9 protein-coding genes are annotated in these 15955 nt (G+C 60.2%); 2 read left to right on the top strand and 7 right to left on the bottom strand.

Annotated features, from left to right (window positions below; translation table 11 throughout):
* Positions 1–122: 122 nt before the first annotated feature.
* Entirely contained in the window at positions 123–1034 is a 912-nt protein-coding gene (locus tag BCM02_RS18925; protein ID WP_148930689.1) for a formylglycine-generating enzyme family protein, read from the top strand.
* Positions 1035–1150: 116 nt separating this feature from the next.
* On the opposite strand, the gene BCM02_RS18920 is transcribed toward BCM02_RS18925, so the two are convergent.
* The 7 genes from BCM02_RS18920 to BCM02_RS18890 all read right to left on the bottom strand — a co-directional run bounded on the left by BCM02_RS18920 (position 1151) and on the right by BCM02_RS18890 (position 15005).
* Positions 1151–4366 (bottom strand): galactose-binding domain-containing protein, encoded by a 3216-nt coding sequence (locus tag BCM02_RS18920; RefSeq protein WP_148930688.1) that lies wholly within the window; start codon positions 4364–4366, stop codon positions 1151–1153.
* Positions 4367–4398: 32 nt separating this feature from the next.
* On the bottom strand, positions 4399–7521 hold the full coding sequence (locus BCM02_RS18915) for a glycosyl hydrolase family 95 catalytic domain-containing protein (RefSeq protein ID WP_148930687.1): 3123 nt from the start codon (positions 7519–7521) through the stop codon (positions 4399–4401).
* Positions 7522–7534: 13 nt separating this feature from the next.
* Entirely contained in the window at positions 7535–8410 is an 876-nt protein-coding gene (locus BCM02_RS18910) for a carbohydrate ABC transporter permease (protein WP_148930686.1), read from the bottom strand.
* Between the two features lie 16 nt (positions 8411–8426).
* Complete coding sequence (locus tag BCM02_RS18905; RefSeq protein WP_148930685.1) at positions 8427–9359, bottom strand: ABC transporter permease; 933 nt, start codon at positions 9357–9359, stop codon at positions 8427–8429.
* 295 nt (positions 9360–9654) lie between these two features.
* A complete protein-coding gene (locus tag BCM02_RS18900; protein WP_148930684.1) occupies positions 9655–11289 on the bottom strand; it encodes a type 2 periplasmic-binding domain-containing protein in 1635 nt (544 codons plus the stop codon).
* A 560-nt stretch (positions 11290–11849) separates the two neighbouring features.
* Complete coding sequence (locus tag BCM02_RS18895) at positions 11850–14231, bottom strand: helix-turn-helix domain-containing protein (protein WP_246183451.1); 2382 nt, start codon at positions 14229–14231, stop codon at positions 11850–11852.
* A gap of 171 nt (positions 14232–14402) precedes the next feature.
* Positions 14403–15005: a TetR/AcrR family transcriptional regulator gene (locus tag BCM02_RS18890; protein WP_148930683.1), complete on the bottom strand. Its 603-nt coding sequence runs from the start codon at positions 15003–15005 to the stop codon at positions 14403–14405.
* A 180-nt stretch (positions 15006–15185) separates the two neighbouring features.
* Between BCM02_RS18890 and BCM02_RS18885 the strand changes: the two genes are divergently transcribed.
* Positions 15186–15923 (top strand): SDR family NAD(P)-dependent oxidoreductase, encoded by a 738-nt coding sequence (locus tag BCM02_RS18885; RefSeq protein ID WP_148930682.1) that lies wholly within the window; start codon positions 15186–15188, stop codon positions 15921–15923.
* Positions 15924–15955 lie beyond the last annotated feature (32 nt).

Raw genomic sequence — 15955 nt, 5'->3', positions numbered from 1 at the left:
ACGCTGGGTAACCGCACGGGCGACGGCAGGTCCGTCTCCGGAAGAGGGAATTCGAGCGCGTCTTCAGGTATAGGCCGTCATGGCCTATACCTTTTCCCATCCGCAAGAAAGGAGGTCTCATCATGAGATGGCGAATTATGCTGCTGTTAACCGCGACGACGATCGTTGCCAGCGCTTGCGCGTCCAGCAAAGCCGCGCAGACGCCTGTCGCCCCGACGCAGACCGAACAGACGCACACGGAACAGACGTCAAGAACCTTAGTCAAGGCGGATAACATGGTCCTTGTCGAAGGCGGCGCCTTCCAGCATGCGAAGTCCAGCTTCTACGGGAACGGCGCGGCGATAGAGAGCTTTTATATCGGCCAATACGAGGTCACGCAGCAAGAGTGGGCGGACATCATGGGCGGCAATCCCTCCACTTTCAAAGGCGTCGACTTGCCGGTCGAGATGGTCAGCTGGTACGACGTCGTGGAGTATTGCAATAAGCGGAGCCTGCAAGAGGGCCTCGCCCCTTATTACCAGATCGACAAGACGAAAGCAGATCCGAATAACAAGAGCGAATACGATCCGCTGAAATGGACCGTCACGATCAACGCGGATGCGAATGGCTACCGGCTGCCGACCGAAGCCGAATGGGAATACGCCGCCGGCGGCGGGCAGCTCAGCAAGAGCTATACATACAGCGGAGGCAACAACGCCGACGAAGTCGCTTGGTATTGGCGCAATGCCGGCGATCAGTACTTATCCGGCGACTGGAACTGGCCGATCATCGAGAGCAACCATAGCCGCACGCACGCAATCGGCGGCAAGAAGCCGAACGAACTGGGGCTGTACGATATGTCCGGCAATGTGCGGGAATGGTGCTGGAATTGGTATGCCGAGTCGGGCGCGCCTACCAACGGCGGCTCCTGGCGCGTGCTGAAAGGCGGCGGCTGGATGGGCGACGTCAAGAGCAGCGAGCTCGCGTACCGCGGCAAGTTCGAGGCCAGCGGCTACGGCCCGGATCAGGGGTTTCGCGTGAGCCGGAATGCGTAGACGGGAGACGGCGCGGCTAGCATAGCGAGACGCGAAATAACCCACATCCTGGAGAGGAGTGGGTTATTCGGCGCGATCAGCGATAGGCTTCGTCGCTTGCCGAGACTTATCCCTAACTAGCCATACACCTTAAACTCATAACTAGAGGCGCTGCCGCCGCTGTAACTGGACCCGGTGACCGTCACCCGGATGTAGCGGTAGGTGCCGCTAAGCGTATCCGTGGTCAGCCCCTGCGTCGTATTTCCCGTTCGATCCGCGATCGTGGTGTAAGTCGCGTCATCATTGCTGCCTTCGATCCTGTACTGGTAAGAACGCGGGTACGTCGCGCTGTTGTACCAATAACTCTCCAGCTTCGAGACGTTCCGGCTGCTGCCCAGATCGACCTTCCACCACTGCGGATAAACGTTCGAGACGGCCGCCCATCGGGTCGAGGTCGCATTCCCGTCATTGGCGCTGCCGATCGCGTTCCCGGTCTGCTCCGAGCTGGCCGTGGCGGTCTTGCCTTGGGAGATGAGCTGGCCGGCCTGACTAGGCTCGCCATAGACTTTGAATTCATAGCTGGAGGCGCTGCCGCCGCTGTAGCTGGAGCCGGTGACGGTGACGCGGACATACCGGTACGTGGCATTGAACGTATCCGTCGTCAAACCTTGCGTCGTATTCCCCGTACGGTCGACGATCGTCGTATACGTTACATCGTCGAGGCTGCCTTCGATCTTGTATTGGTAAGACCGCGGATAGGTCGCGCTGTTATACCAATAGCTCTCCAGCTTCGTAATATCCATGCTGCCGCCCAGGTCGACCTTCCACCACTGCGGATACGCATTGGTTGCGGCTGCCCACCTTGTCGCGGACGAATTGCCGTCGGCGGCGTAGCCGATCGCGTTCCCGGCTTGCTCCGAGCTGGCCGTCGTCGTCTTGCCCTGCGAGACGATGCCCGATAATGTCGTAGCGCTCGCAGGCAAGCTCCAGTCGCCCGCTCCCGTGCCGTTCTTCGCCCGGACCTGATAGGTATGGGTCGAGCTTGGCGCAAGGTTGGCATGGCTATAAGGACTGGTCGCATTCGCGACGATCGTCCCGTCCACCATCAGGTCATAACCGGTAGCGCCCGCGGACCCGCTCCAGCTGACCTGGATGGCCGATACGCCCGTCGCCGTAGCGGTCAAGCCGGTCGGCGCGGCAGGTACGCCCGGCGTTCCGGTCGCCGGCGTAATCGTCAGCACTTGCGGATTGTTCGCGCCGAACTCGATGCCTTGGATGGATGCGCTGCCGGAGGCGAATTCGACGGCCAGCGCGCTCGTTCGGTTCACCAGCCGATACTTGGTAACGCCGCTCAGCGACGTGTTCGTCGCCGCCGCGATCGTCGCCGATGAAGAGGCGGACGTGATATAGGCAGGCGTCGCGTTGCCGACGGGGAGCAGGTACCACTGGTCGCTGCCGACCGCCGCGCCGTTCCCGGCGTTGCCGCTCGGATCGGCGCCCGCATCGGCCGCGCCGACGGTGACGGCCGCGCCGACCGCCCGCTTGGCCTCCGCCGTGGCTCCGGCCGTCTTCAAGTAAGCGCCGGTGGTCACGTTCTGCAAGCGGTAGAAGCCGCTGTTCTTGCTCGGATCGAATTCATCGGGTACCGGGATGAACTGCCACCGGTCCGCCGCCCCGTCCTTGAGCGCGGTGCCGCCGATCGCGATCGTATAGCTGGAGGTTGGCGAAAGGGCTGCGCCGTTCTTGTCCTTGGGCGGGTTATACGCCGAGTAGTACGTCTGCCCGGCGGCCGGATCGGCGGTCGTATAGTTGATTTGTTTGCCGGACAGATCGGAGATGGTACGGAACGAATACCCGCTGACCTGCTGATTGGTCAAACTGCCCGTATCGATCTGCGACAAGTAGCTGCCGACCTTGGCCGGAAGCTTGCCGACGACCTTGAACGTGTCGGGCGCGCCAAGGTCGTCCGTCTCGTAGACGTAGCCGTCATAGCCGACGGAACGATACTTGCCGCTGTACGCGTTATACGAGAAGGCATTCTGGTATTGCGTATTCACCGGCACGAACAACCTTTGGGTGGCCGTGTTCTTGAACACCACGTTGCCGCTGGCAGTTGGACTCACGGTCGTCTGATAGCCGGTCGAATTGTTCTCCTGCTTGATCCACACTTGGCCGTTCTCGATATAGACCGTCATCGTCGCGTCGAGCGCCGGATCGGAATACGAGACGGAAGGAACGGTTGCGCCGCCGGAATTGGTAATCGTCCTGGCCACTGTATTCGCCGTATACGCGCTGCCGCTGGCATCCTTGAACGTGAACTCGCCGCTGCTCGGAATCTTCGTGTAGCCGATGTTCAGCGCCGACCCGTCCATGCCCGTGCCGGTCAACGTGAGACTGTCCGTCGCGGGAGTATAATTGACCGTCAGATTATGGTCGCTTCCGGCCCCCATCGGACTGCCGATCCATCCGGCATAACCCTTCAGCGCGGATCTGGTCCACGTCCCGTTGTACCACACGTCCCACGAACCCTCCGCCATCTTGGCGCTGATCGGAGACCGGGCGAGGCTGAAGTAGGTCAGGATGTTGCTGTATCCCGGCTTCCAGTTGATGTGGTTGTTGTACAGCGCATAGAAATACCCGTTCACGTTGTCCACGAAGAATCGGGCGCCCGCCACGCCGTACGACCAGGTCGATCCGGGGAAATTGGCGGACGTCGCGGCTTCGTTCGCATCATTCCACGGCGAGGTCGCCACCTGACCGATTAACTGCCAGGTGGTGCCTTTGTCCGTGGAGTAGGAGGATAACAGACGGTTGTTATGGATCCCGGAAGCGATTCTCGCGTTGGTCGTCGGATTGTTGGTCGCGAAGGGGAGGAATTGATACTCGTCGTTGGTCAGCGCGTACCAGATGCCGGTATCCGGGTCCACCCAGACGCCGATGCCGTCGTTGTGATCGTCTTGGTACGGAGTCGGGATGCCGTATACTTCGTCGATCTTGTAATTGAACGTGCCCGGCCGGTTCCAGTACGAATTATAGACCTTCGTCGTCCCCCAGTTCGTATTCAGCGCGCCCAGGTCCGAGTTGGTGTTCAGCTTGTTCCAGGAGCCGCCGTTGTCGGCCTGTTCGTAGTCGGCTTGCGAATACATCCAGTAGAACTTGCCGTCCTTGTCGACGAACGCCGAGCCGGCGATATCCGCGCGGCCGGCGGTCAAGCTCGGGACGGCCGATTGCCCATAGGTCGGGAACTTCTCCGTCGCGGCTTGAACTTGCGTCAGTCCTCCCAGCCCTTGCGTCAACAAGAGCGCGGGCAGCGCCAGGCAAGCAGCCTTGGTCGCGATTGTAGCCATACGCATGTCAATGTCCTCCTCTAATTTGGTGGAGTGGATTACAAATACGTATAATTGCGATTAATCACCAGCAGGTTCACCCGCCACGGGAGCCCTGAACGCGAACGGAACCGCAGCTCGGCGCAGCCGTCCTTCCGCTGCGTAATCGGGATGATCTCCGCTGCATATTCGCCCGCTCGGAGCGCGCGTTCCGTCGTCCAGCGCGGACCTCCTTGAATATTCAGTTCGGTGTATGATAACGCCGCGGCGTCGCCGGAGACGATCAGCAGGTCATACCTGCCCCGTGGCAGTTCGACGAGGAAGACTGCTTCGTCCGTGCCGCCGACGAAATCCCGCCGCAGCAGGTCCGGCCCCTCGCGGTCGACGGCTTCGACCGACTCCGTCCGCGCCCAACCGATCCCGGTTTGCGGCGTGAACAGGCTGTCGGCGGTTACTTTGCGAAAAGCCTGGCCCAGCACGCCCTCTACATGAACCTGGCGAGGCAGCGCCTGGCGGTAATCCTTGGCCAACAGCTCCGGCTTCACCCCGAAATCCAACCGATAAGACGCCAGCTTCGATACTCGGCTGTTCCCGGCGTAATAGTCGAACGTGAAGTGATCGAGCAGCTGATCATGCCGCGTGTCCCGGTCCTTACCCAGAAATACGCGCCGTCCGGTATGCGCCTCATGGACGCGGGGTGCTCCGCCGGCGGCGAGGGCCGCGCGTCCCTCCCGAGCCCTAGTCGACCATGCCGATCGCAACCCCTCTGCCCGGCTTCCGACATACACGACATAATTGGCGTCCCGCGCCGTGTTGAATCGCAGGCAGCCGTCGCGGTACACCGGCGCTACCCGCTCCCGCGATGTTGCCGTCAACGCCATGATGACGATATCCTCTCCTTCGCCGAACGGGCTGCGCATGACCGCTTCGCCGCCGGCCAAGCTCCGAATACTCACCCAATCCGTCCGTCCGCCGCTTCGGCTCGCGCTCACTTCGAACCCTCCTACAGCGAGCAGTCCCCGGAACGCGCACTCGTCCCAAGCGGGATAAGCCCGCATCCGCTCCTCCGTCTGATGATCGTACGCGGCCGGATCTCCAAGCTGTGCGGTTGCGCCTTGAGGAACAGCCGGGAACACGTCAATCACCCCGTCGTAGCTTTGCAGCAGCATCTCGTTCACGGCGGCGACGATCTCGCCCGAAGCTTCCATCATGTGCGGGTGGTAGAGCGGTTCGTTCGTGATGTTGCAATAGTTCATCCATCGCTCCGTCTCCTCCGCGAACAAGCCGTTGCACCGCAGCGACAAGTCGATCCCTTGCTCGTACAGCAGCCGGAGCGCGGCATCCCCGTCGCCCAGCCGTGAGGCGGCGCAGGACAGCCAGCCGAATTGGAACATGCCGTATTCCATCCGCGCCGACGCATAACGCAGCGTATTGGCCGCCCGCTGCCGAAGCTCCGGCCCGCTGCGCCGGTCGATCTCCCCGATCGGATAAATCGGCATAAGCAGGGACGGATGCCGCAGCGGCAAGTCGGCCGGCGCCCATTCCGAATCGAGCATAACCTCGCCGTACCGCGCGGACACTGCCGATGGATAAGGGGCTAACCGCTCGGCCAGCGCCTTCCATCTGTCACGCTCTTCGTATGTCTCGCCCAGCAGCTCGCTGGCCTCGGCGGCGATGCGAAGCGCGTACTTGACCGCCGCCAGCGTGCAGGTGGAATTGCGCGTCAGCGGACCCTGCTCCGGCGATATATCCGGGAAGATGCCGTACCGCCCGCTGTCGGCGTCGTATTCCAGCACGCCTTCGAAGAACCGCGCGATCCCCCGCAGCACCGGATATGCCTTGTCCCGCAGGAACGCTTCATTCATGCCGTACCGGTAATAATCCCACAGAAACTGCGCGCACCACGGCCAAATGCTGAAGTACAGCGCGTGCGGGTAATCCCCGGCGATGCCTTCCACGCCGTAGAACCGCTCCGCCATCCGCTCGGCATGCCCGACGTAGGCGAGCAGCCCTTCATTGAACGCCTCCGCCAGCTCCAGATGATTCGCCGTATAGAGCGGCCAGAAGGCGGCTTGGATGTTGACGTCCCAATACCACATGCTGCCCCATTTGGTCGGCTGCTTAATATCCCACAGACCGTTCAGTCCGCATGCCTGCTCGGGCATCGAGCCGCCGCGGCCGTTACAGCAAGCGAGCGCGTACAGATTGACGTGCCACAAATCCTGGAGCAGCTTATCGGGCAGCGCGACGGACGAGCGCGACCAGAATCGCGACCAATACGCGCGATGGTTCGCCTTCATCGCCTCGATGCGCGAGACGGCCTCCGCCATCCGATCGAGCGCCGTCTGCAATAGATCCGTCGCCTGCGCTTCCGTCACGACTGTCGTCAGCAGCGTCAGCCGCTCTCCCGCGTCGCGCAGCCGCATTCGTACGCCATCGGATGCGCACTCGATGTCTCCCGTCGCGCCGATCGCCTTCGTCATAACGAGGAAGGAGAAGGGCGGGGAACGTTCCTTGTCCTCCCCGTCCGGGTAGAAGGACCCCGTATAATAGAAGATCGATTCATCCCGCGCATGATACGACACGTCCATCTCCGCATACCGTCTTGCCGGAACCGACAGCTCGACCGCGCTTAATAGCGAGCCCTCCGTCTGGCGGATCTCCGTCAGCACGTAGTCGCCGTCCTCGGCCACGATCGTGCTCGCCGTAAGCTTCCTCCCCTCTCTCTCGATCCGCAAGCGCACCTCCGCCTGCTCTACATCGAGCCGCAAATCATAATGATCGGGATCCTCGAGCGCGGCGGAAGGGAAGAGTTTGATCTCCCCTGTCGGATAATGAGATACGCCGCCGGACGGCTTGCCGTACTTGCGATACATGCTCTGCTCGTTCAAGGCGTCGCCATACAGGAAGAGCGGCCCTTCGGCAGAATCGCGGTACAGCTCCAGCGCGCGACGCTTGAGCTGCTCGAAGGTCCGGCCGTACTGCAGGCTGAAATCCGGACCCTCGCCCTCCATGTATCGATGGCTGTAGCGATGAAGTTTGCGGTAATACACCTCGTAATGATTCAGCGCCATCGTCAGAATATGGTCCTCGTAATGGATCATCCCGCCGAAATGTCCGTTGCCCAGCGGCAGCGCTTCGTTCCAGCCGCTCGGCGCGTTGTCGTACGTCACGGTTGTCACGCGCCTCTTCCTCCTATCCTTTGATCGCCCCGATCATGACGCCCTTGACGAAATACTTCTGCAAGAACGGATACAAGCAAATGATCGGCAGCGTTGACACGATGATCGTCGCGTATTTAAGCGTTTCGCCAACGGCGTATTTGTCGTCGCTGGCCGCGCCCGTCATCATCGAATCCGTGCTGTTGGCGATCAAGATATCGCGCAGCACGAGCTGGAGCGGATATTTCTCGCTATCGCGCAAATAGACGAGCGCGCTGAAATACGAATTCCAATGGCCGACCGCATACCACAAAATCATGACCGCGATGACCGGCATCGACAGCGGGATGACGATGCGGAACAGAATCGTCCACTCTCCCGCGCCGTCCATGCGCGCCGATTCTTCCAGCGACACCGGCACCGTCTGGAACGAGGTGCGCATAATGATCATGTTGTACGTGTTGATGGCGCCCGGGATGAGCAGCGCCCACATCGTATTCATCATGCCGAGCTCGTTCACGAGCAGATAACTCGGAATCAAGCCGCCGTGGAACACCATCGTGATAACGATGAAGAACATGAGGACATGCCGGAAATACAAATTCGGCCGGGATAGCACGTACGCGCCCATGGCGGTCATGACGAGATTGATCGCCGTGCCGACGACCACGTACAGCAGCGTATTTTGGTAGCCCTGCATAATCATCGGATTGCGGAACACCGCCTTGTACGCGCTCAGATCGAAGCCGGCCGGCGCGAGCAGCAGCCCCCGGTTCTGCAGGAAGCTCGTCGCGTCGCTGAACGAGGCGAACAGCACGTACAGGAACGGATACAGCGTCACGACGCACAGGCCGAGCATCAGCAGGACGTTCAACCAGCCGAATGCCCGCTCCCCCATCGTAAGTTTCATCGGATCTCTCCCTCCCTCACCACAGTCTCGTCTCGCTGAACCGCTTGCTGATCTGGTTGGCCGCCACGATCAACAGGAGGCTGATGACGGAGTTGAACAGGCCGACCGCCGCCGAGAAGCCATAGCTCGCTTCCAGCACCCCTTTGCGGTACACGTACGTCGAGATGACGTCGGCCGTCGAATAGGTGAGCGGGTTGTAGAGCAGCAGCACCTTCTCGCTGCCCACGGTCATCATGCTGCCCATTTGCAGGATCAGCAGGATGACGACCGTCGGCATGATGCCGGGGATCGTCACGTGCAGCGTCTGCTTCCAGCGGCCCGCCCCGTCGATGCGCGCCGCCTCGTAGAGCGTCGGGTCGATGCCGGCGATCGCGGCCAAGTAAATAATCGAGCCCCAGCCGACGCCCTGCCAGATTCCCGAGGAGACATACAGAAACCGGAACCAGCTCTCGTCCTTCAGGAAGTCGATCGGCTCGATGCCGAAGGCGCCCATCAATTGGTTCACCAGACCCGTGCGGCCGAGGAAATCGACCATCATCCCCGCCACCACGACGATCGAGATGAAGTGCGGCAAGTACGAGATCGTCTGCACGATTCGCTTGAACGCGCTGCGGCGAATCTCGTTCAGCAGCAGCGCCAGCACGACCGCCGCCGGGAAGCCGAACAGCAGCTCGTATACGTTGATCAAGATCGTGTTCTTGATCAAGCGCCAGAAGTAGATGCCGTTGAAGAAGCTCTCGAAGTGGTCGAGCCCGATCCACGGGCTCCCCCATATTCCTTGGGCCGGCTGGAAGTCCTTGAACGCGATCTGCAGCCCATACATCGGTCCGTAATGAAAAATGGCATAATACGCGATAACGGGGAGCGCCATCAAATAAACGCCCCAATGCCGCCGCCAGTCCACGCGCAGCGTGCGCAGCAAATCGGGATTCCGTGCGCGCTTCGACATCGTGCCTTCCTTCCTCTCCGTGTGGAATGAGCGATCTTATCCCGCTTTGGCAATGCTGTCAGGTTAAGCGGGACTGCGCCCCGTTGACCCCACTTTTGTTGCTCCCTCCTCCCACCTCCTCCGCCGAGGAGGCTCCAAAGGGCTTTGCCCTCTGGACTCCCTTTTCGTGCAGGCGCGTTTGTTCGCGGTCGGCGACTGGGCCTGAGCGGGGCACGCTTTTGTCCTGACGGACAAAGCTTCAGAGGGTGTTGAAGTCAGTCCGACACAAACCTGTCAACTATAGGCCGTCCTTCGCTCAGCGCTTGGCGAACCGTTCGAGCGCCGCCTGCTGGATCTTCAGGGCATCGTCAATGCCCATGCTCTTGATCTTCTCGACGTAGCCGTCGAATTCATCGAGCGGCTCCACGCCCATAATGAACTTCAGCAGCATCTCGTCCTTGTACGTGTTGATATCCGTCATGATCGAAGCGAACTTGCTGCTCTCGTCCTGCGTCGGCGTCACCAGCGGCATTTTGCGTTCGGCGGTCGGCTTGGACCAGATCTCCAGCGCTTCCTTCTGCTGCGGCAGGGCGAGATATTGCAGCTGGAAGTTGTCGCTGAGCACGAACGGCGCGCTCCACGTCGCCCGGGTATACTTGGCGATCGCCTGCTGGCTGCTCGTTCCGTTCGGCGGGGTCAACAGCTCCGGCTTCAGGACGGCCTTACCGTCTTGCAACGTATAGCTCTCGCCCTCGATGCCGTAGTTGAACAGCAGCTCGCCTTCCGCGCCGTACGCGTAATCCAGCCACTTCACCGTCTCGATCGGGTTGTCGTCGCTCGTCGTGATTGCCGCGCCGATGCCGTTGAAGGCGAAATCCTTCTGCCCCCAGATCGCTTGGTCGCCCGCCTTCAGCACGGGATAAGGAGCGGCGACGAGCTTGAAGCTCGGGTCTTTGTCCTTCATTAAGCCGGCGTATTTGCCGATGCCGCCGCCATTATAGGTCGCCGTCGCGCCCAAGAGGTTCGTCGTCATCTTATTGTCGAGCAGCTTGCCGTTGGGCGCCGCGAAGTCCTGGTCCAGCAGCCCTTCCTCGTACCACTTGTTCATCGTCTCTAGGAAGGCCTTGAACTGGGGCTGAATCGGGCCGAATTTCACCGTGCCGTTATCTTGATAGAAGCCGTTGTTCACGCCCCATGCGCCGAGGAAAGGCGCATCGGTGTTGAAGTGGTCCTTGTCGAGGTAGAGCGGGATTTCGTCCGCCTGGCCGTTGCCGTTGGGATCCTTCTCCTTGAACGCCTTCAATACGCCGTACCAGTCGTCGATCGTCTCCGGCTTCGCAAGGCCCAGCTTGTCGAGCCAATCTTGGCGGATCGCCGGCCCGAAGAACACCCGCACCTTATCGTCGCCGCGCAGGAACGGGAATGCGTAGATGCTGCCGTTATCGGTCGTAATCTGCTTCTTCCAGTCCGGATGTTCGTCCAGCAGCTTCTTCAAGTTCGGCGCATACTGGTCGATCAGGTCGTTGAGCTTGATGATTTTGTTATCCTGAATCGCCTTCTCCGGACCGCCCAAGTAGTCGTTCCAATTGTATTCGATGACGTCCGGCAAGTCGCTTCCGACGATCATCAGATTGAACTGCTCCTTCGCCTGCGCGGCGTCGAGCGGCGGATGCTGGAAATCGACTTTGACCCCGCTGGCCTTCTCCCGCTCCCTATACATGCCCATCTCCGCATACGTCTTCATCGACGCGGCGGCCGCGGCATGATTCCCTACCCAATACGTCAGCTGGCTGAGCTTGGGCGGCTCCGACTCGGCGCCGCCCGGCTGCGCCGCGTTCGCAGGCTCCTCGTTGTTCCCGCTGTTCGCGTCGTTCCCGCTGCATGCCGCAAGCGATACAACGAGCGCCGATGCCGCCAACATACATCCCGACCGCTTCATGGCGTTGTTCATCCGTGCGATCACTCCCCTGAATTAGTGGACGTTCTCTATTGTTCTTCGGGCAAGCCTGGCCGTGCCGACCGGCTCCCGATTCCAAGTGTAGGGGCGCAAGCGGCCGGCTGACCATGCTCTCCTTTTCATGTGCGTTGTATTTTCGTAAGAACCGGCAGCCGGCTTAAAATAAGTCGGTTGCGGCTTAAAAATCATCAGTTGACGCGAAGATAAAGGGCTTCGCCCTTCGTGAACCCTCCTCTCTCCCTCCCCCTTCCCCCTCCGCCGAGGGGAACCATAGGGCTTTGCCCTCTGGACTCCCTTTTTCGTGCTGGCGCACTTGTTCGCGGTCGGCGATTGGGCTTCAGCGGGGCACGCTTTTGTCCTGACGGACAAAGCTTCAGTTGGTTAAACCTTGGGGTGGTATCCTTTGGGGGTCGTGCGCTTAATGAGACTTCGTGCTTACCTTCGCTTTCGTCCGCTTGCGCGGACACGCTTTACTTTAGCCTCAAGGCACAGTTCTTCGAAATGTCCTAAACAAAGAAAAGGCAGCCTCGCCCGAGACTGCCTTGGTTCGCCCCTTATTCGCCGAGGCTGATCGCATCCGGCGCGATCGTCTCCCGGTACTTGCCGGGCGTGATGCCTTCGAGCTTCTTGAAGGCGCGGATGAACACGACGTCGTTGTTGTAGCCGACCCGGTGCGCGATCTGCGCGATCGTCAAGTCGCGCTTGTCCATGAGCCGCTTCGCCGCCGCGATGCGGTTGTGCGTGATGTAGTCGAGCAGATTCTGGCCCTGATTCTTCTTGAAGAACGTGGAGATGTACGGCGGGGTCATGCGGAAATGATCGGCGACCATGGCCAGTCCCAAATTCGGATCGTCGAGCGCGCCGTCGACGAAGGCGAGCATCTCCGCATGCAGCACGGTGCGATGATCGGACCGCTCGGCTTGGAAGGACCGGGCGAGCGTGTCGTACAACTCCTTCGTCTTCCGCTGCATCCCCTCGGCCGTCGTATGGCTGAACACCGCTTTGATCGGGTCGAAGTCCTCGCCGAGCCCCTCCAATTGATTCATGTTGGCCGAGTTCATGATTTTCAGGAACGTGCTGATGACGTTGAAGAACAAGCATTTGCCCAGCTCCGGGGTCAGATGGCCGGAGTCGAAGTTCATGGCGTAGATGCTGTCCAGCAGCTTCCCGACGTTGTCGGCATCCCCGCTTCGCGCGAAGTTCGTCAGCTGGATTTCCGTCTCGAGCGGATAGTGAACCTGCTGCTTGGTGCCGGCCAGATCCGGAAAATGAATGATCGCGTTCTTGCCCAGAATGAGCCGGTACTCGAGCGCCGCCAACGCTTCGGGGAACGAATCGCGAATCGCCTTGGGCCCTTGGTGGACGCCGCCGGCCGCGATGGTGATGCCGATCTTGAACCTTTGCGAGAGGATCGCGTAGAGCGATTGCACCAGCTCCCGAATGACGCGCTCCCCGTCCTCCCCGCCCGGATCCAAATTGACGAGAATCGCCAGCCGGTCCCGGTCCAGCTCCACGGGAAAACCGCGATGCGGCGGGACGATCAGGTCGACGCCGATATTGGCGACGACGAAGCGCGCCCGCGCCCACTGCTGCTCGTCCTCCTCGGCGAACAGATGCACGTCCTCGATTTTGACCAGCAGCACCGCGAATCGGTCGCCGATAAAGTGTAGTCCCATCATTCGCAGCGACTCTTCGTTGTCCGCGGGCACGTCCACGTCCATATAGCCATGAAGCAGCCGGGAGAGATAGTTCGCCCGGATGAACGGCGTCTGCTTCGTCAGCGTGCTGCGCAAGTGCTTCTCTTCGTGCATCGACCCTTCGATCGTCTGCCGAATGAATTCGTACTCGTCGCGCGCCGGACGGCCGTTCATCGATTTGCCGCGCATGATCGCGTTCACCGTCGTATGGAGGGGCTTGTAGCTGCGGTATACCGCGGAGAAGACGGCGAGCAAGCCGGCGAACAGGCACAGCGCGAACAACCCGAGCGACCAACGCTCAATCTGATTGACCTGCTGCATGAACACGTCGATCGGCGTAATCGAGACATAGCGGAAGCCCGTCCGCTGCGAGCCGACGGCCGATACCATCTGATCGACGCCTTCGAGCTTGTAGCGGAACGGATCGTCGACCATGTCCACGCGCCCGAGCAGATCGGAGGGGAAGCGCGCCGAGCTGGTGCTCATGATCGTCCGTCCGTCGTCGTCCAGAATGTAGATGTCGCTGTGGCTGGCCGATTCGAGCTGGGCGAACATCCGCTTGATCTCGCCGACGTCGATGAGCACGACGAAGTTGCCCAGCTGTTCGGACGGCGAGCTGGCGGGGAGCGTCTGGACATAGACGATGACGTCCTCCGGAATATCCTCGAGGCTCGCGAGCGGGTTAAGCCCGCGGGAGAGCGACGTTACCGGCAAATAGGACGTCTCGTGCGCGCCGGTCAGCAGGCCCCTCTTCCATTGCTCGTACGATTGACCGGTAAAGGTGTAGTTGGTGGCGTAGAAGGTGCGCGAATCGGTCAGGAGGTCGGCTTTGACCACCGTATCGCTGCGGGAGAAATAGACGAAGTAATCGAAGATGAAGCTGCTGGTCATGCTGCGGTAACGGGCCATTTTGTCCCGCATGAATTCGACGAATTGGTAGTGGTCGGCGCTGCCGGCATGCGCGGGGATTTTCAGCATGTAATCCAGCTTCGGGTCGAACACGACTTGGCGGGTGAGAATGTCCACTTCGGACAATTTGTTGTCCAGCAGCAGCCGGAGCTGCTCCAGCATCGCCGCGTTGGAGCGGTTCGTGCTCTTCTCGAGGCTTTGCTCGACTTTGGCATAGAGAAACAGCCCCATGGCCATGGGGATGAGGAGGATGAATAGATTGGAGACGATCAGCGTCTGAAGCGCATGCCTGCTATTGCCGAACAACCTTACATGAATCCGTGGAAGCACCGCGCATCACGTCCCATTCCGAAGTTGATCCATTCAAGGCACAAGGAAAGCCTAACATTCGAGGCGAATCGGTGAGGAATTCAAACTGTTAATTATTGGTGCGGACGAGCGTTGTCTTTACCTATTCGACATAATCCGGAAAGCTCCTCTTCACAATATGTAAAAATCGCGTCACTTCCCCACATACCGGAACGCATGCATGTGCGTCTTCGTCAGGTCGATCACTTCCTGGATGAACGTCTCCTGCGATTCCCGGAAGCCGCTCGCGATCCAGTTGCGGACGAGCCCGTAGAAGCCATAGGCGGTGTAATGCTTGAAATAATCCATGTTGACCGGGATGTTGTTGATCGTCTCGAACACGAATTGCTCCTTATAGATCGTCAGGATCGTCTCCGGAAAACCGACGTGCAGCCCCGGCAGCGTGTCGTCGTATTGGATCAGCTCGAAGAAATCCCGGTGTTCGTAAATATAAGTCACGATCGCGAAGGACGGCAAGTTCAGCTTGGCCGTAAATACCTTCTGTCCGTGCCGGTAAGGCGTGCCGACCGCTTCCTCCAACCCCTTCAACATCGAGGTTAGCAGCTCTTCGGCGAGCTCGATTTTGTCCTGGTAGTGGGCGTAGAAGGTGCTGCGGTTGTACGCCGCCTGGTCAACGATGTCCCGGACGGACACGGCATGATAGCCCTTGTCCTTAATGAGCCGGATCAGGGCAGACTTCAGATGCTCCTTCGTCCGGCTCCGCCGCTGCGTGGTCACAAGATGTTCATCATTCATTTCACAATCTCTCCCGAAACCGACATTTTCGCTTCAAGTGTCTACGAGGTGAACATTCGCGCTAATCTTGCTGATTGGATCGCGAATTGGGCAGGCGTACAATTAGACCTGTAAACGACATATAGCGCCGTAAACGCGCGAATCGGCGCTATTCAAAATATTGTACTGGAGGAAACAACGATGGGCAAACTACAAGGTAAAGTGGCGGTTATTACGGGCGGAGCATCGGGGATCGGAGCGGCGACGGCACGGCTGTTCGTCGCGGAAGGCGCGAAGGTCGTCCTGGTCGACTTGAACGAAGCGAAAGGCCAAGCATTCGAACAGGAGCTGAAGGCGCAAGGCGCCGACGCGCTTTTCATCCCGGCGAACATCACGAGCGAAGACGAGGTCGCGGCGATCTTCGAGCAGACGATCGAAGCGTTCGGCAAAGTCGACGTCGTCTTCAACAATGCCGGCATCGGCCGCGTCCATCCTTCGCATGAGCTCGATTACGCCGAATGGCGCAACACGGTCAACGTCGACCTCGACGGCGTGTTCCTGGTGGCGCGCGAATCGATCCGCGAAATGCTCAAGGCGGGCGGCGGCACGATCGTCAACACGGCATCCATGTACGGCTGGGTAGGTTCGCCGGGATCGGCCGCCTACAACGCGGCCAAAGGCGGCGTCGTGAACCTGACCCGGTCGCTCGCGCTCGAATATGCCGAGCAGAACATTCGCGTGAACGCGCTCTGCCCGGGCTTCATCGATACGCCGATCATTCCGGAGGAGAGCAAGCAGGCGCTGGCGGCGGTCACGCCGATGAAGCGTCTGGGCCAAGCGGACGAAATGGCCAAAGCCGTCCTCTTCCTCGCGAGCGACGATTCGTCGTACATGACGGGCAACAGCTTGATCGTGGACGGCGGATATACGGCGCAGTAAAGGAGCATGAGGCAGGCCCTGCAATAAGCGGG

Origin of the sequence: Paenibacillus methanolicus (assembly GCF_008124765.1) — a bacterium.
GTDB lineage: Bacteria > Bacillota > Bacilli > Paenibacillales > Paenibacillaceae > Paenibacillus_Z > Paenibacillus_Z methanolicus.
Note: the sequence above shows the minus strand (reverse complement) of the source record. Positions and strands in the feature narration are given on the sequence as shown.